20 protein-coding genes are annotated in these 22,702 nt (G+C 61.9%); 9 read left to right on the top strand and 11 right to left on the bottom strand.

The annotated features are described in order from the left end of the window. Positions 1 to 395 precede the first annotated feature (395 nt). The 3 genes from ACSZPK_RS20855 to ACSZPK_RS20845 all read left to right on the top strand — a co-directional run bounded on the left by ACSZPK_RS20855 (position 396) and on the right by ACSZPK_RS20845 (position 3,046). Positions 396 to 1,229, top strand: a complete 834-nt coding sequence (locus tag ACSZPK_RS20855; RefSeq protein WP_437883449.1) for an FHA domain-containing protein — start codon at positions 396 to 398, stop codon at positions 1,227 to 1,229. Positions 1,230 to 1,483: 254 nt separating this feature from the next. Continuing rightward, complete coding sequence (locus tag ACSZPK_RS20850) at positions 1,484 to 2,845, top strand: ammonium transporter (RefSeq protein WP_437883448.1); 1,362 nt, start codon at positions 1,484 to 1,486, stop codon at positions 2,843 to 2,845. 21 nt (positions 2,846 to 2,866) lie between these two features. Beyond that, a complete protein-coding gene (locus ACSZPK_RS20845) occupies positions 2,867 to 3,046 on the top strand; it encodes a hypothetical protein (RefSeq protein WP_437883447.1) in 180 nt (59 codons plus the stop codon). A 35-nt stretch (positions 3,047 to 3,081) separates the two neighbouring features. Here ACSZPK_RS20845 and ACSZPK_RS20840 read toward each other — a convergent pair whose 3' ends face one another. From ACSZPK_RS20840 to ACSZPK_RS20820, 5 genes are all read right to left on the bottom strand, one after another. Beyond that, on the bottom strand, positions 3,082 to 6,672 hold the full coding sequence (locus ACSZPK_RS20840) for a translocation/assembly module TamB domain-containing protein (protein ID WP_437883459.1): 3,591 nt from the start codon (positions 6,670 to 6,672) through the stop codon (positions 3,082 to 3,084). A gap of 47 nt (positions 6,673 to 6,719) precedes the next feature. Next, complete coding sequence (locus tag ACSZPK_RS20835) at positions 6,720 to 8,456, bottom strand: autotransporter assembly complex protein TamA (protein WP_437883445.1); 1,737 nt, start codon at positions 8,454 to 8,456, stop codon at positions 6,720 to 6,722. A 22-nt stretch (positions 8,457 to 8,478) separates the two neighbouring features. Beyond that, positions 8,479 to 9,105 carry a GNAT family N-acetyltransferase gene (locus ACSZPK_RS20830; protein WP_437883444.1) on the bottom strand — a complete coding sequence of 209 codons (627 nt, stop codon included), beginning with the start codon at positions 9,103 to 9,105 and terminating at the stop codon, positions 8,479 to 8,481. A gap of 106 nt (positions 9,106 to 9,211) precedes the next feature. After that, positions 9,212 to 9,745 carry a polyhydroxyalkanoate synthesis repressor PhaR gene (gene phaR / locus ACSZPK_RS20825; protein WP_437883443.1) on the bottom strand — a complete coding sequence of 178 codons (534 nt, stop codon included), beginning with the start codon at positions 9,743 to 9,745 and terminating at the stop codon, positions 9,212 to 9,214. A 133-nt stretch (positions 9,746 to 9,878) separates the two neighbouring features. Next, entirely contained in the window at positions 9,879 to 10,529 is a 651-nt protein-coding gene (locus ACSZPK_RS20820) for a TetR/AcrR family transcriptional regulator (protein ID WP_437883442.1), read from the bottom strand. A gap of 302 nt (positions 10,530 to 10,831) precedes the next feature. Here ACSZPK_RS20820 and ACSZPK_RS20815 point away from each other — a divergent pair, with 302 nt between their 5' ends. After that, positions 10,832 to 12,733, top strand: a complete 1,902-nt coding sequence (locus ACSZPK_RS20815) for an esterase/lipase family protein (protein WP_437883441.1) — start codon at positions 10,832 to 10,834, stop codon at positions 12,731 to 12,733. After that, on the top strand, positions 12,730 to 13,737 hold the full coding sequence (locus tag ACSZPK_RS20810) for a lipoprotein N-acyltransferase Lnb domain-containing protein (protein ID WP_437883439.1): 1,008 nt from the start codon (positions 12,730 to 12,732) through the stop codon (positions 13,735 to 13,737). The genes ACSZPK_RS20815 and ACSZPK_RS20810 overlap by 4 nt, the downstream gene beginning before the upstream one ends. A 5-nt stretch (positions 13,738 to 13,742) precedes the next feature. On the opposite strand, the gene ACSZPK_RS20805 is transcribed toward ACSZPK_RS20810, so the two are convergent. The 6 genes from ACSZPK_RS20805 to ACSZPK_RS20780 form a co-directional block, all read right to left on the bottom strand. Beyond that, complete coding sequence (locus ACSZPK_RS20805; RefSeq protein WP_437883438.1) at positions 13,743 to 14,030, bottom strand: cyd operon YbgE family protein; 288 nt, start codon at positions 14,028 to 14,030, stop codon at positions 13,743 to 13,745. Beyond that, entirely contained in the window at positions 14,027 to 14,149 is a 123-nt protein-coding gene (gene cydX / locus ACSZPK_RS20800; RefSeq protein WP_437883437.1) for a cytochrome bd-I oxidase subunit CydX, read from the bottom strand. Before cydX ends, ACSZPK_RS20805 begins: the two co-directional genes overlap by 4 nt. 22 nt (positions 14,150 to 14,171) lie before the next feature. After that, the gene (gene cydB, locus ACSZPK_RS20795) at positions 14,172 to 15,308 is read right to left on the bottom strand and encodes a cytochrome d ubiquinol oxidase subunit II (protein WP_437883436.1); all 1,137 of its coding nucleotides are present in this window, start codon (positions 15,306 to 15,308) and stop codon (positions 14,172 to 14,174) included. After that, the gene (locus tag ACSZPK_RS20790; protein ID WP_437883435.1) at positions 15,301 to 16,872 is read right to left on the bottom strand and encodes a cytochrome ubiquinol oxidase subunit I; all 1,572 of its coding nucleotides are present in this window, start codon (positions 16,870 to 16,872) and stop codon (positions 15,301 to 15,303) included. The genes cydB and ACSZPK_RS20790 overlap by 8 nt, the downstream gene beginning before the upstream one ends. Then, the gene (gene cydP, locus ACSZPK_RS20785) at positions 16,869 to 17,045 is read right to left on the bottom strand and encodes a cytochrome oxidase putative small subunit CydP (RefSeq protein ID WP_437883434.1); all 177 of its coding nucleotides are present in this window, start codon (positions 17,043 to 17,045) and stop codon (positions 16,869 to 16,871) included. Before cydP ends, ACSZPK_RS20790 begins: the two co-directional genes overlap by 4 nt. Before the next feature lie 161 nt (positions 17,046 to 17,206). After that, the gene (locus ACSZPK_RS20780) at positions 17,207 to 18,532 is read right to left on the bottom strand and encodes a sigma-54 interaction domain-containing protein (RefSeq protein ID WP_437883458.1); all 1,326 of its coding nucleotides are present in this window, start codon (positions 18,530 to 18,532) and stop codon (positions 17,207 to 17,209) included. 242 nt (positions 18,533 to 18,774) lie between these two features. On the opposite strand from ACSZPK_RS20780, the gene ACSZPK_RS20775 reads away from it, so the two are divergent. The 4 genes from ACSZPK_RS20775 to ACSZPK_RS20760 all read left to right on the top strand — a co-directional run bounded on the left by ACSZPK_RS20775 (position 18,775) and on the right by ACSZPK_RS20760 (position 22,701). Continuing rightward, a complete protein-coding gene (locus tag ACSZPK_RS20775) occupies positions 18,775 to 19,653 on the top strand; it encodes an MBL fold metallo-hydrolase (RefSeq protein WP_437883433.1) in 879 nt (292 codons plus the stop codon). 51 nt (positions 19,654 to 19,704) lie between these two features. After that, a complete protein-coding gene (locus ACSZPK_RS20770; protein WP_437883432.1) occupies positions 19,705 to 21,375 on the top strand; it encodes a TIGR01244 family sulfur transferase in 1,671 nt (556 codons plus the stop codon). 28 nt (positions 21,376 to 21,403) lie between these two features. Further along, positions 21,404 to 22,201 carry a sulfite exporter TauE/SafE family protein gene (locus ACSZPK_RS20765; protein ID WP_437883431.1) on the top strand — a complete coding sequence of 266 codons (798 nt, stop codon included), beginning with the start codon at positions 21,404 to 21,406 and terminating at the stop codon, positions 22,199 to 22,201. A 65-nt stretch (positions 22,202 to 22,266) separates the two neighbouring features. After that, positions 22,267 to 22,701, top strand: coding sequence for a YeeE/YedE family protein (locus ACSZPK_RS20760; RefSeq protein WP_437883430.1), 435 nt, complete (start codon positions 22,267 to 22,269; stop codon positions 22,699 to 22,701). Position 22,702: the final 1 nt, after the last annotated feature.

Raw genomic sequence — 22,702 nt, 5'->3', positions numbered from 1 at the left:
CCGAACCACCAACAGGATCAAACCACCACCCTGCCAGCGCGGCGCATTCTACTCGAATTCGCCGTCCGTGCAACCTGAAAACACCTACAACCAACTGATTAACAAGGAGTTTTAAGATCAGGCCGCGCCGGAAGTGGCGCGATTTATAGGCACCACAATCCTGGCGTCAACTCCTTTTTCAATAATCGGAAATATTCATGCCAAGCAACTCAACTCCGCGCTACTGAAGATGGTGCTGGTCTCACACTGGCGACTTTAAAATGTGTCAAAACACACACAGTAAAGCGCCCTCACCTCTTCACCAGTACAAGCAGCCAGATTATGCTCGCCGCCATCAAAATACTGGCGCATGCACGCCAGTCGAATAGCCGAAGCGATGCAAGGGGCATCACCGCATGTTGAAACTCCAATTTCGCGATAATCGCCAACCCCCTATATGGCTGGTCGACGAACGCTTCACCCTAGGTAAAGACGTTCGCAATAGCCTGGTTATCAACGATGAGGGCATCAGCGCCTTTCATGCCGAGCTCCGTCGGGAGCAGGACTTCTATTACCTGAGCGACTGCGGCAGTCAGCTTGGAACCTTTGCTAATGGTAAGCGGATAACCAACCGATACCAGTTGCGTGCCGGCGATCTACTGCGTATCGGGCATGCCGAACTGGAACTGCTCGATACCAGCAGAGCCAATGGCCTAGCGCAAAACATCGGGCAACGCTGGTTCCTTCAGGTCATGCGAGGCGAACACGAAGGGCGCAAGTTCCATATCAGTGGTTCCATGACCTTCGGCCGCTCGGAGAAATGCGAGCTGTGTTTCAGCAATGCGGAGCTGTCCAGGCGACATTGCGAGTTTTTCCTTATAAACAATGTGCTGGAAGTGAAAGACCTGGCCTCAGCCAACGGTGTTCTGGTCAACGGAGAAAAAGTCAGCACCGCCGTGCTGCACTCAGGAGACGAGATCAAGCTTGGGCCGATAACGCTTCTGGTCATAGGTCCAAAGGTACAGGTTCAACCTGCCAAGGAAGAGGCGGCAACCGTTTTCGTTCCAGTCGCCAAGCGACCTTCCGTATCGCCAGCAATTGAGCGAGAAGAGCCTCAATCGATCAGCCAAACCGTAGAAGCAGCCGGTATCGCAATGGCAAAACCAGCCGGAAAAAATCGCTTGCTGGTTGCTTGCCTGGCCATAGCGCTCTTGGCGATTGTCGCTTCAGCGGTATTCGCTCTCGTTTGACGACGATGGCACCTGCCAAGGTGCCATGCGCCCTCATTTCAAGCGTTCGCCCCGCCCGTGAACCTAAAAAGGGCGCCTCCATTTTTTCTGTATCACGCTAACTCCTTGATGAAATTGGCCTTTGTCGACTGGCACAAGGCTTGCCTTTTATTTTGGGGAATTTTTTATGCCCACTAATAAAAAGCAAGATAAAGCGCCAGCACGCCTGACCTGCCTCACGAACCAATATCAAAAACTGCGTCGAGGATTCAGCAATGGAACAGCCCACACCCACGCTGGAAGAGTTGCAAAAGCTCATCGAGATGACCAACACCCTCAATATGGAGATTTTCTACTGGTGGTGTACGGCGCTGATGATCTGCATTCACGCCGGTTTCCTGTCTTACGAGATCGGTGCCTCGCGTCTCAAGAACGCACTGGCGGCCGGGGTCAAGAACATTCTCGCGTTCGGCTTCATCGTACCGACGTTCTTTCTCTTCGGCTGGGCCATCTACAACGCCTTCCCGGACGGCATCGTTCCGCGCATGGATGCCTTGATGGCTGCGATGCCCTGGTCCGAGGCCATGGGACCGAACATCACCGATAACGCGACCGGGATCTTCTGGGGCGCCTTCGCGCTATTCGCCGCCACGACGGGGTCGATTCTTTCCGGCGCAATCATAGAAAGAGCGCGCATGAGCGCATTCATCATCATGACGGTCATTCTCGGTTCCGCCATCTGGCTGCTCGCAGCTTCCTGGGGTTGGCATCCGGAGGGCTGGCTGACCGTGCAATGGGGCTTCCACGATGTGGGCGCGGCTGGCTGCGTGCACATGATCGCCGGCTTCTTCGCCCTGGCAGTGGTGATCAACCTCGGTGCCCGTATCGGCCGCTTCAACCCGGACGGAAGCGCCAATGCCATTACTGGACACAGCATGCCGATGAGCGTGGTCGGGCTGATGCTGATCATCGTCGGCTTCTTCGGTTTCCTGGGGGGCTGCATCATCTATAACAGCGGCGCCCAATGGACCAATATCTATGGCCAGCCGACCAATCTCTCAGCCTTTTCCTTCAATACGCTGATGGGCTTCGCCGGCGGCTTGATCGGCGCCTACCTGACCACCCGTGAACCCTACTGGATGATGTCCGGTGGCCTCGTCGGCATCATTTCCGTCGCCCCCGGCCTGGACCTCTACCACCCCGGACTGGCTTATCTGATTGGCATGGGCGTGTCCGCTGCCGCGCCACTGGTCAACAATCTGTTGATCAAGTTTGGCCTGGACGATGCGGTGGGCGCTTTCGCCGTGCATGGATTCGGCGGTTTCTGCGGACTGGTCATCAGTGGCGTCTTCCTGAGCGGCTATCCCAACATGAATGGCATGCCGGAAATCAGCTTCCTGGGGCAATTGGGTGGTGCGGTAGTCATGGCCTCCCTCGGGTTCATTCCTGGCTACATCATTTCCTACGTCCTGAAGAAAGCCGACCTGCTGCGCGTACCGGCACACGCCGAAGAACGCGGGCTGGATCTGACAGAAGTACCAGCCAAGGCCTATCCGGAGTGGAGCGGGCTCTATGGCGACGCAGCGCCAAGCAAGCCCGCCACGCCAATCGTCGCAGTCGAAAGCAAGCCGGCCTGATCACCCAGGGGAGAATCGAACATGAGCATTACGACCTATGAAGGCGCCAGCGCAGTTTTCACCTTCGCCGACAAGCCGATGATCCTCGGCCTGATTACCGTCGCGGTTGTGGCAGTCACGCTGTATGCGTTGATCGCGACGTTCACCCATGAGAAGCACAGCTACGCATTGCCGGACGAGGAACTGGACAAGCTCAAGTAGCCAGGCGCCGGCTCGCCGCTACGGCGAGCCGGCACTCAGAAGTCACGCTTGTAGAACAGGTCCAATGAGCTGGCCAGGCCACTGGCCGCTTCTATATAGAGGCGTTTGGTCAATTCGTAGCGCAACGCAACTACGCTGCTCGGCTCGACGATCCCCAAACCATAACGGATGGTCAGGCGGTCTGAAAGACGCCCGGACGCGCCATCGTCGCCCAACTGGAAATCCTGGATGCCCAGGCGCTCGGCAAGCTCGCTGGTCAGTGGCGCGCTGCCGGAGAGGCCCAATGCCAGCGCCGCCTGGCCAAGCGCATTGTTGTCGTTACTGGCATCCATCGGTCGGCCAAGCACCAGATAGGACAGCGCCTGCTGCTGGCTCATCGACGGCGAGGAAAATACTTCGCTGCGCGGTTCGTCCGCTCGTCCTGTCAGACGAACGCCAGCGGTCACGTCGCCCACTTTGCGGACCGCTTCGATATCCAGATAAGGCTGGTCGATCGGCCCGGCGAACAACAAGCGAGCCTTTTGCAGATCGAGACGCTGACCGTAGGCGCGGTAGCGTCCATTCTTGAGTACCAGCTCCCCGCGAGTCGCCAGATTGTCACCGACCTGCAAACGCCCGTTGAGGTCCGCGGTCAGGCCGAAACCGGTAAAGCGCAGGCGCTCTTCACCCACATTGACCATGACGTCCATGGCCAACTGCAGTTCCTGGCGTTGCGGTTCCTCTTCGCCAACGATCCGCGCGTCTGGGGAGACCTTGACGGCCTGCGGAGGTAGCTCGCGGACGGTGATGCTGCCCCGAGGGATCGCCACGGCGCCGCTCAGCGCCAGGCGGCCACTGGCCAGGGCGACTCGCAAATCCGGATCGACCTCCAGGTTGGCATAGGGTTCGACCACCACCGGCAGGCGATTACCGCGCAGTGCCAGGTCGACTCGCGGCTGCTCACCCCATGCCAGATTGCCGCTCAAGCCGCCCTGCCCCAGTTTGCCGCTGCGCCAACTGCCGCTGACTTCGGCGCTCTCACCCGTAATGCGTGCGTCAATCTGCAGATTCTCGACCTGGGTCGGCAACTCGCTGCCGGCAATCGCCCCATCGCTCAAGCGCAGGTCGCCCTGCACGTTAGGCGCTTGCAGGGTTCCAGCCAACGAACCGCTGCCTTGCAGATGCCCCGCCAGGGTCTCGACGCCGGGTACGAAAGGACGTGCAACCGAGAGGTCGACACCCGTGATGCGGAACGATCCGCTCAGGGTTTTCTGCGCGGGACGCGGATCGATCCGTGCATTGACTTGCAGCGCCCCCAGATTGCCGCCCTCGAACAGCAACTGGCTGTCGATGCGCTGCGGTTTCAATATGCTTTCAAGTTGCAGGCGCTGATAGGGGAAGTCGATCCACTGCTGTTCCTGGCGCATACGCAAGGTCCCGCCGCCGGCATCCAGGCGAATCGTCCCGTCCGGACCGCTCGAAGGCAGGCGCAGATCGAGATCGGCATTGAGCGTACCTTGCCAGGCGAAGTCTTCGGGTAGCCATGGTTGCAGGCTGGCCAGGGGAAATTGGCGTAGCTTGTAGTCCAGGCGTGCCTCGGGCAGCAGACGTTGTTCGCCGCCACACAGGCTGGCATCGCCTGACATCCAGCAATGCCGCCCCAGTTCCAGGCGACCATCGGCGAATCGCTCCAGTCGTGCGACCTGCTGCAGGCTCCAGGTCTGGCCACCACCCGTAATTTCTCCACTGGCCAGGCGGCCCTTCCAGTCGCGCCCATCCCAGCGCCCATCGAATGCAAGCACGCTCTTGGCCATCTCACCCTCGAAAGCCAGGGCCAGACGTTGATTCTCCCGGTTTCCAGAGCCCTGCAGATCAAGGTCGCCGTAACGACTCGCACCACTGGCCAAGTCGCTGGCGTGCAGGCTGAGCGTGGCTTGCTGGCGGGTATCGAGCAAGGCGGAGAGCGTCAGCTCATGGATTCGTAGGTCCTGGTAAGCGAGGCCATTCCCCTTGAGCTGCAACTGACCTTCCGGCGCCTGCAGGCTACCGGCCAGTTGCAAGGTGCCCGCTGTAGTGCCGGCCAGACCGGGCCACAACTGCCCCATGCGACGCAGGTCCAGTTGCAGGCGCCCATCCAGGCGCTGTCCAAGGCTGCCCTGCCCCTGCACATGGTTATCGCCAAGATCGGCCTGCAGGGCTGACAGCCTCCACTCCTTGCCAGCGCCATCCAGCTGAGCCTTGAGCGTTGCCGTCTGGCCGCGCAAACGCCCTTCCAGACGGATATCCGCCATCAGTTCCAGGACTTGCGCATAACGGCCACGGGATTCGAGATGCCCTGCCAGCGATCCCGGCAACTGCGCCAGCCAATAGGAAGGATCGAGCGCATCGACCTGCAGGCGGGTATTCCAGCCAATGCCGTTGTCGAAGGTCACCTGCAACGGACCGGACACACTGCCCTTGCCCGCCTTGACCTGTAATTCAGGCAGGCTCACCTGTTGCAGGTCACCTTGCACCGGGCTGCCGGCACTGAACTCGCCTGCCGGCCCGTTGAACTGGCCGTCGAAACGACCTTCATAGTGCCCCGCCTGATAATTCATGGTCGCCTTCAGGGAGCGCACCGCCAACGGCGACGGCGGGTCCTGGGGAAACAGGCGTTGCCAAGGAAAATCCAGCCAATCGAGTTGGCTGGAAATCTGCAACTCATCCTGCCAGTCGATGTTTCCCGAGACGTTCAGCCGTTGCTGCTCTGCGGCCAAGAGATCGAGCCGGCCAATTTGCGCGCCCCTGGCATCCACGCGTCCAATCAGTGCAACCGCAACGTCGCCACCCGCCCCCGGCAACATGGCTCGACCATTCACGGCATAGCCGCTGCTCAAGTCACCGCTGGCATCCAGACTCAGCCCTTTCAAAGTCAATGGCGCCGGCAGCTCGACATCAGGCCGGAACGTATCGGCCACGATCTGTATTTTGGCGGGGACATTCTCTGCCAACGCAGCCACTTCGCCTGACATTTGCGCGACCAGATACCCGCTGCTGCTGCCTTTGACTACCAGGCGACCCGCCAGCTCGCCGCTGGCGTCGAGGCTCACCTGCCAGTCCTGTGCGGCCGGCGCTGGCAACTTCAACTGTGCGCTGGCCTGTAGCGGCCAGCCCGCCTGCGGCTGCACACGGCCATGCAGATCGAGCGCCAGTCCATCGCGCACTACCGACAGTCGTTCGATCACGATGCCATCCTCCTGCCAGGTGGCGAGGAGCTTGATGTCGGCCAGTTGCCGATCGCCGTCGAAACTGAAACCACCCACCTCGACATCGCCAAGCCGTATGCCGATGGGTAACTGCAAATCCGGCAGTTCGACCGGGCCAGACTCGGCAGGCGTATCGCTGCTGGCGACACGAACATCGACCTGCCTGGCACGCAACTCATCCACGCAGAAAGTGCCATGCACCAGGCAACTCGGCGACCATGCCAAGGCCGCTGCCGTCAGGCTTACCCGCACACCGTCCTGTTCCCAACGCAGCAGATCGGCCTGCCAGGCGCTGCCCAGGCGACCGCTGAAGCCTTCCACCGTCAGGCCAGGAAGCTGCTGTAACAACCAGCGTCCCGCGCGCTCGCTGTTCAAGAGCAGCCCAACGGCCAAAACCAGCATCAGCAGGAGCACGGCGAGGCCAGCCAGGCCATAGCGGATCGCCCGTCTCACAGTTCAGGCCCCATGGAGAAATGCAGGCGCACACCACCGGGCTCATCCAAGGCATGGGCAAGGTCCACGCGGATCGGCCCCACCGGCGAGACCCAGCGCACCCCAAACCCCACACCTGTCTTGCCGCCGTCCATGGGCGAATCGACGGCATTGCCATGGTCGACGAACGTGGCCAGACGCCAGCTTTTGGCAATCGGGTACTGGTACTCGGCACTGGCGACCATCAGATAACGAGCGCCAACCTTGTTGTGCTGGTGATCTTCCGGCGACAGGCTCTGGTAGTCGTAGCCACGCACACTCTGATCGCCACCCGCGAAGAAGCGCAACGAGGGCGGGATTGCCGAAAAGTCATTGGTGGCGATCAGGCCGATCTGCGCCCGGCCAAGCAGCCGATGCCCACCAGAGAAGGTATAGAGGCCCTTGGCCACGCCGTTGAAACGGACCATATCGGCATCGGAAACCAATCCTTGCTTGGCCACGACGGCATCCATCTGCAGACGATAACCCTGGCTCGGATCGACGGGCGAATCGCTGCGCAACAGGTCATAGCTGACACCGGGCATCAGGAAGTTACTCACGCCATCGGGGCTGCCATCGCCGAAATCGTAGTGTTCCTGCTCCCAGCGCAGGGAAACCACGCGCATCCAGTCCTTGGCCAACTGATGCTGCCATTGTGCTCCGAGGCTCAGCTTGCGGCTTTCCACGTCCTCCAGTTCTTCCCGAGTCAGGCCACTGGTGAAGCGCAAGGTGTCGGTCAGCGGCGGATCGAGCGGAATCTGGTACCAGGCGCTGACGTTCTGCCGAACCAGGGAAGCCTCGCTGTCGAAGCCCAGGCTGTGCCCCTGCGGATTGACCCAATGCCGCGTCCAACTGGCCTTGGCCCGCGGGCCGACGTCAGTCGCGTAGCCTACGCCAAGGCCCACGGTGCGCGGCTCGACGGCCTTGAGTTCGACCTTGACCGGAATCCGCTGCGCCTGCGCCTCGGCCGGTATGGCATCGACGCGTACCAGGGCGAAGTAGCCGCTGGCCTGCAGGTTCTGGTTGAAAGCGGCGATCTGGTCAGCGTCGTAGCCATCGCCATCCTTGAACGGAATGAAGCGCCTGAGCAGTTCCTCATCGAACGGGGTATCGCCATGAAAGCTGACCTCGCCGAGGCTGTAGCGTCGACCGCTGTCATAGACCAGATCGATGTCGGCGGCCCCCTCTGCGGGGTCGACATCCAGCCGTTGACTGGTAAAGCGTCCGTCGAAGAAACCATAGCGCAGGGCCTGGTTCTGGATCAGTTTCTTGGCATCCTCATAGGCGCCATGATCGAGTCGGGCGCCGGGTTTGAGGCGCTCGCTGCGAGGTACACGAAACGCCGCCATGGCCGACGCCTCGCCGTCGATGCGCACATTGACCTGGCGCAGGCGCACCGGCTCGCCCGGCACCACGTGCAGGCGCAGGCGTGGCTGTTTGTCCTGGCCGGACTCCACGGCACTGTCGATCCGGGCCTGGTAATAACCCAGAGCCTGGGCCGCCTGCCGGGCCTGGTCCTCGGCGATGCGCCGATACAGCCTCAGGGCCTCCTCGTCACGCTCGCCGAGGTCGCCGATAAAGGCTTCGATATTGGCTTTCAGGGCCTTCCTGGCAGGCTCTACCCGGACCTCGAGCAACGCCTTGGCCTCCGCGGTGGCACTGGCGAGCAGGATGGTAGTGAGCAGGAAAAGGCGCGATCCATGGCGATACATCATGGCGCAAATGCTAACACGTCATTCATTCGAAACCGGGCGCTGGGTGCAAATACAGGCATACGACGACCGCGCCGACAGACAGTTCGGCCACCTTGCCAAAGCCCGCCGCTTCACAGGCGAACGAAGGGGCCAGACGGGAACAGTCGACCAGCAGCCCACGGGCCCCTCCTTCTCGTGCGCTCCAGTTCAGCAGCACCGAGAACAGCAACGGGTCCAGGTTCTGCTCGGACAGATCCGGCGCCACACCGAACAGCAGCACCTGGTGATAAGGGCCCGGCGATAGCCTTTCCAGCAGCGCATCCTGATAGGCAATGATACGTCGCGTGCAACCCAGCCCCGTGCGCAGCAGCATGCGCAGGCGCCACATCCAGCTTTCGGTGATGCCCAGTTGACGCTGCGGCGGAGTGATCAGGGCGGCCGCCACCATCTGGTCGTCGATGAACAGCCCCAGTGCGGGATGCCGCTCGGCATAGTGCCAGTTGACCAGTTCCGCGACCGTCGCCCGCAGGCGCCGCTCGAAGCCACTGCGCCCACTGTTCAGCAATTGCGCCAGCAGCGGGTCCTGGCGATAGACCCGATACAGCAGCGCCCGGGTTTCGCGGCTGTAGCCATGATCAAGCTCTCGCACCTCGGGCTGGACCTGAGACATCACGGGCCTCTCTGGGCAGGGTTGTTTCTGCAACGTAGCAGCGCCCAGGCCAACCCGCCAGCCACCACAAGCGTCCTCATGGCTTACGCCGAAACGGCAACAGACCCTAGTGCCCGTCGTCATCCTTTTTACGTCCGTCGTTGCCATCGGGCCTGGTAGACGGCGGCGTGCCGAACAGACCGAACAGGTTCTGGGTATTGAGATAAAGCTTCTTCGACTGATCGACGTACTGGTTCATCAGTTCCTGCATCACCGGCACCTGTTTATGCATGAACTCGCTCCAGGCCTGGGAGGACTGCACGCCGGTCTGGGTCTGCACGTCGATGACGGTCTGGATGCTCTTTTCCAGGTAGCTGCCGAGCATGCCCTGGAAGGGGCCGTAGAAGCGGATGATGCCCTTGAGCATGTCGCTGGAGAAGATCGGTTCGCCGTCGCTTTCCGCTTCCTGGATGATCTGCATGAGGATGCTGCGGGTCAGGTCTTCGCCGCTCTTGGCATCGACGACCTGGAAGGGGATCTCATCGATCACCAACTGGCGGATATCGCTCAGCGTCAGGTGGCTGCTGGTATGGGTATCGTACAGGCGGCGATTGGCGTACTTCTTGATCAGGCGGGGGGTGTTCCGGCTGCTCTCTGGCATGGGGCGTGTCTCGTGAAGAGCCTGGAGTGGCGGCTATCTTACCTCAAGCTACAAGTCGCAAGCTTCAAGCCGGAAGCTGAGCGCTGGGGGACGCCTGGGCCGCTGCAACTTGCAGCTCATGGCTGCCCCATGCTCAGCCGATCAGTTCTATCGCGCCGATGTAGGCTTCCAGGGCGCGGGGGATTTCCTCGCGCAGGATGCGTTCGCGCAGTGCCGAGTCGTACTCGAGCAACTGCTGGGTCAGCATGCCGACCGGCAGGCTGAACAGCGTGGCGGCATAGGCCTGCTGCTGCTCGGGGCTGGCCATTGGCAGGCGCAGGCACACGACGCGCAGGAACAGGCCATGGATTCTCGCCTCCAGTGCCTGGTCGGTGGTACTTGCCGTCGCCTGTCCGGGGACGCGGCGGATCAGGTGCAGAAAGTCGGGATGGCGAGTGAAGTAGTCCAGGTAAGGGGTCAGCAACTGGTTGGCCAATTGTCCTGGGGTGAAGGCCTGCCAGGCCTGGTCGCTGATGGCGTCGGTCTGGGTGACGACTTCGCGCAGGGCGAGCAGATGGCGTTCGCCCAGCGCTTGCAGGACGTTCTGCTTGTCGGCAAAGAAATGATAGAGCGAGCCGATGGAGGTGCCCGCCGCCTGGGCGAGCCCATGCATGGTCAGCGCCGCTTCGCCGTGCCTGGCCAGCAGTTGCGCGCAGGCGTCGAGCACGGCGTCGACCCGAGCCTGGCCACGGGCTTGCTGCGGCAGGCGGGCACTGGCTGAGGCGGGGCGAGAGGCGCGGGGCATGGCGGCAGGCCGTCTTCGGGAACAAGGGGCGCATCCTAGCAAACCCGGTGGTGGCTGCCGCAATCTTTGAAACTAGACACGTCATTCTAATTATTGGATATTTCCCGCCCCCGGCGGATGCCTGTGCACCTGCTCAAACCTTCTATCCCGGGGCCTCGTCGAAGCATGAGGCCGATTGACGACTCGCGCTGCCGGATGTTCCCGGTGCGCCGAGCGGCCGGTTCTATCAAGTGGTGGATATGCAAGTCGCGATTTATTTGACTGTTTTGCAGTGCTGCGCCGCTCGGCGCGCAAGGTGCGCGGTGGTTCCACTGCTGGCCCTGGCCCTGGCCCTGGCGCTTGCCGGTTGCGCCGGAGTCAAGGTGAGTGCGGTCAGCAATGACGACTACCTCGCCCTGCGCCGTGGCGATGTGCTGACCACCGGCCACCTCAGTACGTCGGCAGGCAGCGCTTTGCAGGTGATCGGCAGCGACGAGGAACGCTGCCGCGCCGATCTGCCCGCTTGTCGTCGGGCGCTGCAGGAGACGATCGGTCTGGGTGACGAGCAGCGGCTGTCGGCGCTCGCCGAGCTATGGCTGAAGGAGGCGCAGGAAGGCGCCAGTGTGCTGTCCGCCGAGGCGCGTACCGATGCCTACCTGGAAAGTGCCCGGCATGCCTATGCCTATCTGTTTTTCACAGCGCGTACGCCGGATAAGCGAGCCCTTGAGGATCGACAGACCCAAGTGCGCGACTATTACAATTTTTCCGTGCAGCAGGCCCTGGGCGAGTTGTTCGAGCGCTACCGTGGACGGCCGCCGCAGGCCGAAGATGACGCGGGCAACTTTCGCCTGCATTCGGGGCACTGGAATATTTTCGGCAGAATGGAAGACGTGCGCCTGGCAGAAGGTCGCGTCCTGCCCAAGGAGTTGATTCCCGCCGCTGCGCTGTCCTTCGCCGGCTTGCGTAATCAGTATCGGCGCGACGGCCTCGGCGCAGAGCTGGTCGCCGTTACCGCCAAGCGTGTGGTCAGCCGCAGCAGCGATGAACTGGCCTGGAGCGAAACGCCGTTCCCGGCGATCACCGCCGTGGCGCGCTTCCCGGGCGACACCCTGGAGCAGGTGCTGGCCACCGATCAGGTGGAAATACTCGCCTTCGACCCCTACCGCCAGGATAGTGTGGAGATGGCCGGCGTGCAGGCGCCGCTGGCGGCCAACTTCACCTCCGGCTACGGTATCTGGCTGGCCCGCTCCGGCTTCGCCCGGCAGTCGCTGTTGACCCTGGTGGGACGTGGCGAGGTACTGGAGAAGCCGCATCTGTATTTGTTGCAACCCTACGATCCGAATCGCCGCATCGTCATCATGCTGCACGGCCTGGCCAGCAGCCCGGAAGCCTGGATCAACGTCGCCAACGAAGTGCTCGGCGACGAGCAACTGCGGCGCAGCTACCAGATCTGGCAGGTGTATTACCCGACCAACCTGCCGATTGCGTTGAACAACCTGGCGATTCGCCAGACCATCGAGCAGACCCTGGCCCATTTCGATCCCCAGGGCACCGCCATCGCCAGCCAGGACGTGGTGCTGGTGGGCCATAGCATGGGTGGGGTGCTGTCGCGGCTGATGGTCTCGTCCTCCGGTGACCGGCTGTGGGAGGCGATGCTGGGACGTTATGCGATCCAGGGGCGGCGCCTGGAAAAAGCCAAGGCCAGCCTGGGGCCCTATCTGCACTTCGAGCCGCTGCCGCAGGTGAGCCGGGCGGTGTTCGTCGCCTCGCCGCACCGTGGCACGCCGTTCGCCGAGAACCGGCTGTCGCGCTGGGCGGCCGGTCTGGTACGCATGCCGGTGTCGGTGCTGGGCCGTTTCAAGGAGCTCGCCCAGGTGCTGGTCGATCCCAATTCGGCGGCGCCGGTGGCCCTGGATCGTCCGCTCAACAGTATCGACAATCTCAGCAACCGCGACCCCTTCGTGGTGGCGGCTGCGGAACTGCCCATTTCACCCCGGGTGCGCTACCACAGCATCATTGGCAACCATACTCCGGAACTGGCGCTGGATCTTTCCAGCGATGGCGTGGTGCCTTACAACAGCGCGCACCTGGCGGGCGCTGAATCCGAGAGGGTCGTGCCCTCGTGGCACAGTGTGCAGGAAACCCCGGAGGCCATCGTCGAAATCCGGCGTATCCTGCACCAGCACCTCGCATCGCCCGACAACGCCGTGGCGAGCCATCGATGAGCACGGTGCAGAAATTGCTGAGGTACGCGGTGCTATGCCTGTTGACCTTGACCGGGTTCCTGCTCAGTGCCTGGGGAGCCCTGGCTCTGGGTTATCACCTGCAGTGGCCGGCTGCGATGGTGTATGGCCTGATCGGGATCTGGTGTCTGTTCGGTTGCGTCCTGCTGGTGTTGCTCTGGCGTCGGCGTGCAGGCCTGGCATTGCTGGGTTATCTGGTGTCTTTCGGCCTGCTGGCGGTCTGGTGGGGTTCGCTCGAACCGTCCAATCAGCGCGTCTGGGCGGACGATGTCGCCAAGATGGCCAGCGGGCGTGTCGCGGGTAGTCGCCTGACCCTGGACAACGTCCGTAACTTCGACTGGCGCAGCGATCAGGATTACCAGGTCGCCTGGGAAACCCGTGATTACGACCTGGATCGACTCGCCTCGGTCGATCTCGTCACCTCCTACTGGGGTATGCCGGCCATCGCCCATATCCTGGTGTCCTTCGGTTTCGAGGACGGGCGCTTCCTGACGTTCAGCGTGGAGGTGCGCAAGGAAAAGGGTGAGGCCTATTCCGAAATCGGCGGTTTCTTCAAGCAGTTCGAACTGAGCATCGTCGCCACCGACGAGCGCGATGCCCTGCGCGTGCGCACCAATGTGCGCGGCGAGGAGGCCTACCTCTATCGCCTCGACCTGCCGCGTTCGGCGATGCGCGCGCTGCTGCTTGCCTACGTGGAGCAGGCCAACGCCCTGATCGAGCGGCCCCGTTTCTACAACACTGTCACGGCGAATTGCACGACCATCGTGTTCGACATGATGCAGAGCATAGTGGGTGGCTTGCCGATGGATTACCGCCTCCTGTTGACCGGCTACCTGCCTGGATATGCCATGGATAACGGTGGTCTGCAGCCCGGTTACCCCCTCGATGAGCTTCGCCGTCTGGGACATTTCACCGCGCGAGCCCGCGCCTCGGGGCAGGCGCTGGATTTTTCCTGGCGCATCCGTCGCGGTGTGCCGGGATGGTAGAACCCTCAGGAGTGCAGTAATTTCCAACCAGCAACTACAAGTAACGCACAGCAGGTCCAACCCGAGAACAGCCAGCGCCACACCCGCGCACGCGGCACGAACCCCACGCCCCGCACAAAGGCCACGCTCATCGCCGCGAACAAGGTCGTTGCCAGCCCATGGTCGGCTTTCCCATCCGGGGCGGCCATCAGCGGCGGATAGAGCGTACACACGAGCATGATCGCGACCGCGACAAGCAGGCTCAGCGGGTGAAGGCGTGAGGCAGCCGGGGCATCGGCGACGCGCGAGATCATGACGGTTTCTCGTCACTGTCGCTGAGGGTGCGACCGGCTTCGGTCTCGCCCCACATCGCATTCAATATCGCCAGCAGCAGCGCAAAACCGACTCCCAGCATCCAGGCGAAATACCACATGGTCCTTGCTCCTCTGAGGGCGTTAGTAGGCCGAATGTTCGTTGGCTTCGATCTGCGCCCCGGTGACCTTGCCACGCATGACGCGATAGGCCCACGAGGTGTAGATCACGATCAGCGGCATGAAAATCAACGTGGCCCAGAACATGATCGCCAGGCTCAGATGACTGGACACGCTGTCCCACACGGTCAGGCTCGACGCAGGCACCGTCGACGACGGCATGACGAACGGGAACATCGACACACCAGCGGTGCCGATCACTCCGATCACCGCGAGCGACGAGGCGACAAACGCGGCGAGTGGGCGGCGCATCAGTAGCAACAGCGCGGCACCGGCGGCGCCCGCCAAGCCAAGCGCAGGCAGCAGCCATAACACAGGGTAATGGCCATAGTTGGCCATCCAGGCCCCTGCTTCGCGTACCACAGTCTTGTCAAGAATGTCCGGCAGCCCGGCGATATCCACCACCGAGGCAATGCGATAGCCGTCGATCGATTGCAAGCAAACGCCGGCAATGACGAATGTGCACAGCAGCACCAACGCCGCGCCGATTCCGCCCTTGATGGCACGAGCCTGGATCGCGCCTTCAGTGCGGTGTGCCAGATAAGTACCGCCCTGCAGGGTAATCATTGCACTGCTCACCACACCGGTCAGCAGCGCGAAGGGGTTCAGCAGTTGCCAGAAACTCCCGGTGTAGGTCGATACCAGCATGGTATTGAAGTGGAACGGTACGCCTTGCAGCAGGTTGCCGAACGCGATGCCGAACACCAGTGGCGGCACGGCGCCGCCGATGAACAGCCCCCAATCCCAGGTACTGCGCCATCTGGCGTTGTGAATCTTGCTGCGATAGTCAAACCCCACCGGGCGGAAGAACAGCGCCCATAGGACCAGAATCATCGCCCAGTAGAACCCGCTGAACGCGGCGGCATACACCACCGGCCACGCGGCGAACAGCGCGCCGCCGGCGGTGATGAACCACACCTGGTTGCCATCCCAGTGCGGCCCGACGGTGTTGATCGCGACGCGGCGTTCCAGGTCCGTGCGGCCCACGAAGGGCAGCAACGTGCCGACGCCCATGTCGTGGCCGTCCATGATGGCGAAGCCGATCAACAGTACGCCGACCAGTGCCCACCAGATAATTTTCAGGGTGACGTAATCAAGCATGGTGGAGTTCCTTCAGATTGGCTTCGTGGGCATAACGGCCGGTTCCGAGGCTGCCGGGCCCTTGGCGGGCGAACTTGACCATCAGGAACATTTCAACCACCAGCAGCACGGTGTAGAAAGCGACGAATCCTGCCAGCGAGCCATAGAGGTTATTGATGCTGAGGGTGGAGACACTCATGTGAGTGGGCAGCACGCCGTAGATGGTCCAGGGTTGCCGGCCATATTCAGCGACGAACCAGCCCAGCTCGCAGGCCAGCCAAGGCGCAGGCAGCATGTACAGTGCCCAACGCAGCAACCAGCGGCGGCGTGTGCAGGCCGACTGCAAGGTGCTCCAGAAGGCCAGCCCGAACAGCAGGAGCATGGCGAAGCCCGTCGCGACCATGAGCCGGAACGCCCAGAACATCGGGGTCACGTGCGGTACGGTATCGTTCACCGCTTTGTCGATGATGGCTGGCGTGGCCTGGTTGACGTCTTCAACGTACTTTTTCAGCAGCAGGCCAAAACCGAGGTCCGTCTTGTACGCTTCGAAGGTCTCGAACGCGGCCTTATCGTTGCGATCGGCGCGCAGGGCTTCAAGCGCATTGACGGCGGTAATACCGCGCAGAATGCGCGCGCGGTTTTTCTCTTTGATGTCGTGAATGCCAGGAATTTGCTTGCTGACCGAGCGCGTGCCGATCAAGCCCATCACCCAGGGCACATCGACTTCCCAGTTATTCCTGGACTCGGCTTCATTGATGCTGGCGATCAAGGTCAGGCCCGCCGGTGCAGGCTTGGTTTCCCACATGGCTTCCATGGCAGCGAGCTTGGTTTGCTGCGCCTCGCCCACCGTGTAACCCGACTCATCCCCCAGCACGATGACGCTCAGCACGGAAGCCAGGCCGAACGCCGCCGCTACCCGGAAGCTGCGTTTGGCGAACTCGACATCGCGACGCTTGAGCAAGTACCAGCTGGAAATCGACAACACGAACATCGAGCCAGTGACATAGCCGGCCGACACCGTGTGCACGAACTTGGCCTGGGCCACCGGGTTGAACACCACCGCCCAGAAATCGACCATTTCCATGCGCATGGTGATGTAACTGAATTCCGAGCCCACGGGGTTCTGCATCCAGCCATTGGCGATCAGAATCCACAGCGCAGACAGGTTGGTACCGATGGCCATCAGCAGCGTGACCAGCAAGTGGTGCTCTTTCTTCAGGCGCTCCCAGCCAAAGAAGAACAGTCCGATCATGGTCGATTCGAGGAAGAACGCCATCAAGCCCTCGATGGCCAGCGGCGCACCGAAGATGTCGCCCACGTAGTGCGAGTAATACGCCCAGTTGGTGCCGAACTGGAATTCCAGGGTAATACCGGTTGTCACCCCCAGGGCGAAGTTGATGCCGAATAACTTGCCCCAGAAGCGCGTCATGTCTTTCCAGATGACATTCCCGGTCATCACATAGACGCTTTCCATGATGACGAGCAGCCACACCATGCCAACCGTCAGCGGTACGAATAGAAAGTGGTAAAGCGCAGTGGCTGCGAACTGCAGCCGTGACAAATCCACCAGGTGTTCTGATATCACTTGCTTGTCCCTTGAGTCGAGGTGGGTACACCGAAACGGCCGCCGACAATGTTCGGGTCGACACTGACGTGCGAATCCCGGATGAACAGCCACCACAGCACGCTCAGCAGCAGGAGCTTAATCAGCACCGCTGTGATCAGATGGCGTAGCAAGCGTTTGTCGGAAATGCTCATGCCATGCAATTTGCACAGGGCATGCCAAGGGCGAGCTATTTATTTTTATCGTTATAAAACAATAATTTAAATATAAATAGCGGGGAGATATAGCCGTTCAATGCCCTGCCAATCTGCCAGGGTGGCAGTCATTGTCAGTCGCCGTGCGTCAGTCCCGGCGACTAGGCCAGGCCTTGTCTTTTCAGGCGTCGGTACAAGGTCCGCTCGCTGATCCCCAAGTGCTTGGCCAGCTCGCTGCGGGTACCTGTGAAGGTCGCCAGTGTCTGCGCCAGCGTGCTGTCGTCCAACAGCGTCGATGCAGCCACCTGAGGCGATGGCGCCACGCACGCCTGGGGCAGATAGCTGGCCCGGATGACGCCATCGTCAGCGAACAGACTCGCCCGTTCCAGGGCGTTGCGTAACTCGCGGATGTTGCCAGGCCACGAGTACTGCTGAAGCCTGCCCAGGGCCTCGGCATCGATGGTCAGCCGACGCTTGCCGGCACCGCGACGCTGCAGGAATGAGTTCACCAGCAGGCCGATGTCTTCGACCCGGTTGCGCAAGGGCGGCAAGTGAATGGGGAACGCGCTGATGCGGTAGTACAGGTCCTGCCTGAACTCACCTTTTTCCATCATTTTTTCCAGCGGTTTGTGGGTGGCGGCAATCAACCTGAAATTGGCGTGGAAGGTCTCGACGCTGCCGACCCGGCGATAGGTGCCCGATTCGATCAGGCGCAACAGTTTCACCTGCATCGCCAACGGCACATCACCGATCTCATCCAGAAACAATGTGCCGCCCTGGGCCGTTTCGACCAGGCCGTGCTTGCGCGTGACAGCACCGGTGAAGGCGCCTTTCTCATGGCCGAACAGCTCGCTCTCGAAGAGTGTTTCGGTCAAGCCGGAGCAATCCACCACGACAAACGGTCCGTCGGCTCGATCGCTGGTTTCATGGACGGCGCGCGCGAACAGCTCTTTGCCCGTCCCCGACTCGCCCAGCAGCAGCACCGGCAACATGGAGGGCGCCACGCGTTGCAGTTCCGCCAGGGCGCGGTTGAAGGCCGGCGAACAGCCGACCAACCCTTCGTCGCTCGGGCGCGCCGAGGCGCTGCGCACCAGGGCCAGGCGCTCCACATAGGCAGTGATAGAACCGTGCTCATCGAGGATCGGGCGCAATTCCACGTCGACATGCTCAGGCCCCCGCGGCGTGTGGTGGATGTGCAGGACACGATCCGGCCCGCGCATTTCCTGGGCCTTTTTCATCGGACAATTCTCACCTGCCTGATCACAAGGGACGTCGTAGTGATGTGAGATCTGGTAGCACTTATGGCCGATAAAGGGTTTGTCGGCGCTGCCGAACTGGCGCTGATAGGCAGTGTTGGCCGCCAGGATGTTGTAGTCCGGATCGAGCACGATCATCGGATTGAGTTCGTGCTCCAGAAACGAAACAAGCGACTGCACTTGATCAGGGTGCGGGACGGCGTTGGCTGGGGTAGGCAGAGATGTCTTCATCATGGCTCCTAGAATCCATTCGTCCATCCTGTTGTGGCACTGCCAGCTCTGTCAACAGGCACTGCCAATGGCAGAAAAATCCACCGGACGCAGGCCTGAACACGCCCACACACAAAAATAAAACACAATAAAATCAAATAGATATTAGGCAACCCGGCTTAATTAACGGCCTGGCAAACTTATTGCTATGTCAGTCCTTAGTCTGAGCGGCTCGCTAAAAAAGCCCCCTAAGGAGACAGTTCATGCCCATCAAACTTCACGTCGAAGGCTTCTTCGATGCGGCTACCCACACCGTCAGCTACCTGGTGCTGGATGAGGCCACCCGTCACTGCGCGATCATCGACAGCGTATTGGATTACGACCCTAAATCCGGCCACACCGCCACCACGTCCGCCGACCGCTTGATAGCACGAGTGAACGAGCTGAATGCGAAGGTCGAGTGGATTCTCGAGACTCACGTCCACGCCGACCACCTGACAGCCGCGCCCTACCTGAAGGAAAAGCTCGGCGGGAAAATCGGCATAGGCAGCCATATTTCGACGGTGCAAAAGGTGTTCGGCACACTGTTCAACACCGGCAGCGATGTGCCCCGCGATGGCAGTCAATTCGATCACCTGTTCGTGAACGACGAGCCCTTCAGCATCGGCACGCTGCACTGCACCACGCTGCATACACCCGGCCATACGCCGGCCTGCATGTCTTACCTGATCAGCAATGGCCACGAAATCGCGGCCTTCGTCGGCGATACGCTGTTCATGCCCGACTACGGCACCGCCCGCTGCGATTTCCCCGGCGGCAATGCGCGCACGCTGTTCCAGTCAATCAACAAGGTGTTGAGCCTGCCGGCGGATACGTTGCTGTACCTGTGCCACGACTACCAGCCGGGCGGTCGCGAGGTGCAGTTCGTCAGCACCGTTGCCGAACAGCGCGAGCACAACGTGCACGTGCGTAACGGCATCAGCGAGGAAGAGTTCGTGGCGATGCGCACCAAGCGCGATGCATCGCTGGAAATGCCGACGCTGATCCTGCCCTCGGTCCAGGTCAACATGCGCGCCGGGCATTTTCCCGAACCTGAATCGAACGGGACCCGTTACCTGAAAATCCCGCTCAACGTCGCCTGAGATTCCTTCCTCCCCAAAAACATAAGAAAAATGCCCATTACGGAGACATTTATGGATTTGCGCCGCCTTGCCCCCGCTCTATCGGTATCGGAACAGATTTTTCCCAGCCAAGTGGCTGAGCTCAAAGCAGCCGGCTTTCGCGCCATCGTGTGCAACCGCCCCGACGGCGAAGGCAGTGACCAACCGTTGTTTGCCGAGATAAAACGCACCGCCGACACGCTCGGTATCGAAGCCCACTACCTGCCCGCCGAATCGGGCAAGGTCACCGACGAGCAAGGGGTCGCCTTCGGTAGGCTGCTGGAAACGCTGCCCAAGCCCGTGTTGGCCTATTGCCGTTCGGGGATGCGCTCGACAACGATGTGGGCGCTGTCACAAGCCGGTCGGCACGACCTGCCGCACATCGTCGAGAGCGCCAAGCAAGCCGGGTTCGACCTGAAAGGCGTGATCCGGCGGATCGCGAACCAGGGCCGAACCCCGGTCGAAGTCGCCGAAGCCCGGCATACCGTGGTCATCATCGGCGCCGGCGCGGCGGGTATAGCCACCGCCTCCAGCCTGCTGGCCCGCGATCCGGGGCTCGACATCGCGATCATCGACCCGGCCGACGTGCATTACTACCAGCCCGGCTGGACGCTGGTCGGTGGCGGAGTGTTCGATGCGCGCCAGACGGCGCACACGATGGGCGCCACCCTCCCCCGCGGCGTGCACTGGATCAAGGCAGCGGTGGCGGCGTTCGAGCCCGAGCTCAATGCGCTCATTCTGGATGGCTGCCGGGTGGTCAAATACCAGCAACTGATCGTGTGTCCCGGTCTGAAGCTCAATTGGCACGCCATCGAAGGGTTGTCGGAGACCCTGGGCCGTAACGGCGTGACCTCCAATTACCTGTATCACCTGGCGCCGTATACCTGGGAACAGGTGCGACAACTGCGAGGTGGCCGAGCGATCTTCACCCAGCCGCCCATGCCGATCAAATGTGCCGGGGCGCCGCAAAAAGCCATGTACTTGTCGGCCGATCACTGGAAGCGCAGCGGCGTGCTGAGTGACGTCGAGATCGAGTTCCATAGCGCCGGTGCGGTGCTGTTCGGAGTGCCCGACTATGTGCCAGCGCTGATGGAATACGTCGGCGCTTATGGGATCGAGCTGAATTTCGGCCACACCCTCACCCGCGTCGATGGTCCGGCTCGCACGGCCACGTTCAGCAGCGTGAATGCCGATGGCAGCCCCCGCGAGGTGACCCGCGAGTTCGATTTGCTGCACGTGGTGCCACCGCAGGTCGCACCGGATTTCATCCGCGTCAGCCCGTTGGCCGACGCGGCCGGCTGGATTGATGTCGACCCCGCCACGCTGCGGCATAAAACCTGGGCAAATATTCATGCGCTGGGCGACGCGACCAATTCGAGCAATGCCAAGACCGCAGCCGCCGCCCGCAAGCAGGCGCCGGTGGTGGCTCATAACGTGTTGACGGCCATGGGCAAGGCGAACGGCTGCGCCCAGTACGACGGTTACGGCTCCTGCCCGCTGACGGTGGAGCGCGGCAAGATCGTCCTGGCGGAGTTCACCTATGGCGGCAAGGTCGCGCCCAGCTTCCCATCCTGGCTGATCGACGGCACCCGCCCTTCCCGGCTGGCCTGGCTGCTCAAAGAGCGGATTCTTCCACCGCTGTATTGGAAGGGCATGCTCAAGGGCCGGGAGTGGCTGGCAAAACCCGAGTTGGCCGACCAATGAAAACCGCGTTGAAGGCAAGGAGAGCGGGATGATCGTCGCCTTACTGCTGGGGCTGACGGTGGGTGTGATCCTGGCCCTGACCGGTGCCGGCGGCGGCATACTCGCGGTGCCATTGCTGGTGTTCGGGGCCGGATTGAGCATGGCCGAGGCCGGGCCCATCGGTTTGCTGGCGGTTGGCCTGGCGGCGACCCTGGGTGCGGTGATGGGCCTCAAGAACGGCACCGTGCGCTACAAGGCGGCGCTGTTGGTTGCCGCCGCCGGGATCGTCTGTTCGCCCCTGGGCCTGTGGCTGGCGCAGCGCACACCGAATCGTCCATTGACGATCATGTTCGCCTGCGTGCTGATGTACGTGGCGCTCCGGGTATTCAAACGGTCGTTGCCGGCGTCCAAGGCCCCGGTCGCGACCAAGCCGCCGCCTTGCGTCCTGGACGCCCAACGAGGAAAGCTGAACTGGACCGCGCCCTGTGCCTGGGCGCTCACGGTGTCTGGCGTGGTCGCGGGCGGGCTTTCGGGCCTGCTCGGTGTAGGCGGCGGCTTTGTGATGGTGCCGGCGCTGCAGCGCTACACCGACTTGACGGCGCAGTCGGTGCTGGCAACGTCCCTGGCGGTGATTGCGCTGGTGTCGATGTCCGGCGTTGCCGCCAGCTCCGCGGCCGGGCATTTGCAGTGGGCGGTCGCCCTGCCGTTCTCCCTGGGCGCATTGCTTGGCATGGCCAGCGGACGCCTGATCGCGGTTCGGCTGGCAGGCCCGCACTTGCAAAGAGGGTTTGCCGTCGTATCGATGCTGGTTGCGGTGGCCCTGCTGGTCAAAGCGATTGGATCATGAATCCGGCCCCGCGAGTTGCGCCTGAACCGGCCCTGTCCCCCCCCCACTTGCACTGGAGCAGCCCCATGACTGTCGACTGGATTAACTTCACGCCCTGGTCGTCCCTGGCAGGCGGCGCCTTGATTGGCCTGGCCGCCAGCCTGTTCGCCGTCGGCAACGGCCGTATCGCCGGCATCAGCGGCCTGATCAGCAGTCTGCTGCAGCGCGGCAGCCAAGGCGTGAGTGAGAAAGCCCTGTTTCTGCTCGGCTTGCTCGTCGCACCGCTGCTCTGGGGCCTGTTCGGCGAGCTGCCGCTGATCGAGTTCCAAAGCGGCTGGCTCGGGCTGATCCTAGCCGGTGTCCTGGTGGGCGTTGGCACACGCTACGGCTCGGGCTGCACCAGTGGCCATGGGGTGTGCGGCCTGTCGCGACTGTCGCCACGCTCGATGGTTGCCACGCTGTGTTTCATGTTCAGCGGCTTTCTTACGGTGTTTGTGCTGCGTCATCTAGCAGGGAGCTGAA

The sequence above is a fragment of the Pseudomonas sp. LRF_L74 genome (genome assembly GCF_965644255.1).
Lineage (GTDB): Bacteria > Pseudomonadota > Gammaproteobacteria > Pseudomonadales > Pseudomonadaceae > Aquipseudomonas.
The sequence above is the reverse complement of the archived record's forward strand: the minus strand, read 5'-3'. Positions and strand labels throughout refer to the sequence as shown.

Bases quoted from the DNA above. Each gene is read 5' to 3' on its own strand.
- ACSZPK_RS20855 (WP_437883449.1), top strand. From the start codon at position 396: ATGTTGAAACTCCAATTTCGCGATAATCGCCAACCCCCTATATGGCTG.
- ACSZPK_RS20850 (WP_437883448.1), top strand. From the start codon at position 1,484: ATGGAACAGCCCACACCCACGCTGGAAGAGTTGCAAAAGCTCATCGAG.
- ACSZPK_RS20845 (WP_437883447.1), top strand. From the start codon at position 2,867: ATGAGCATTACGACCTATGAAGGCGCCAGCGCAGTTTTCACCTTCGCC.
- ACSZPK_RS20840 (WP_437883459.1), bottom strand. From the start codon at position 6,672: ATGCTGGTTTTGGCCGTTGGGCTGCTCTTGAACAGCGAGCGCGCGGGA.
- ACSZPK_RS20835 (WP_437883445.1), bottom strand. From the start codon at position 8,456: ATGATGTATCGCCATGGATCGCGCCTTTTCCTGCTCACTACCATCCTG.
- ACSZPK_RS20830 (WP_437883444.1), bottom strand. From the start codon at position 9,105: ATGTCTCAGGTCCAGCCCGAGGTGCGAGAGCTTGATCATGGCTACAGC.
- phaR (WP_437883443.1), bottom strand. From the start codon at position 9,745: ATGCCAGAGAGCAGCCGGAACACCCCCCGCCTGATCAAGAAGTACGCC.
- ACSZPK_RS20820 (WP_437883442.1), bottom strand. From the start codon at position 10,529: ATGCCCCGCGCCTCTCGCCCCGCCTCAGCCAGTGCCCGCCTGCCGCAG.
- ACSZPK_RS20810 (WP_437883439.1), top strand. From the start codon at position 12,730: ATGAGCACGGTGCAGAAATTGCTGAGGTACGCGGTGCTATGCCTGTTG.
- ACSZPK_RS20805 (WP_437883438.1), bottom strand. From the start codon at position 14,030: ATGATCTCGCGCGTCGCCGATGCCCCGGCTGCCTCACGCCTTCACCCG.
- cydX (WP_437883437.1), bottom strand. From the start codon at position 14,149: ATGTGGTATTTCGCCTGGATGCTGGGAGTCGGTTTTGCGCTGCTGCTG.
- cydB (WP_437883436.1), bottom strand. From the start codon at position 15,308: ATGCTTGATTACGTCACCCTGAAAATTATCTGGTGGGCACTGGTCGGC.
- cydP (WP_437883434.1), bottom strand. From the start codon at position 17,045: ATGAGCATTTCCGACAAACGCTTGCTACGCCATCTGATCACAGCGGTG.
- ACSZPK_RS20780 (WP_437883458.1), bottom strand. From the start codon at position 18,532: ATGAAGACATCTCTGCCTACCCCAGCCAACGCCGTCCCGCACCCTGAT.
- ACSZPK_RS20775 (WP_437883433.1), top strand. From the start codon at position 18,775: ATGCCCATCAAACTTCACGTCGAAGGCTTCTTCGATGCGGCTACCCAC.
- ACSZPK_RS20770 (WP_437883432.1), top strand. From the start codon at position 19,705: ATGGATTTGCGCCGCCTTGCCCCCGCTCTATCGGTATCGGAACAGATT.
- ACSZPK_RS20765 (WP_437883431.1), top strand. From the start codon at position 21,404: ATGATCGTCGCCTTACTGCTGGGGCTGACGGTGGGTGTGATCCTGGCC.
- ACSZPK_RS20760 (WP_437883430.1), top strand. From the start codon at position 22,267: ATGACTGTCGACTGGATTAACTTCACGCCCTGGTCGTCCCTGGCAGGC.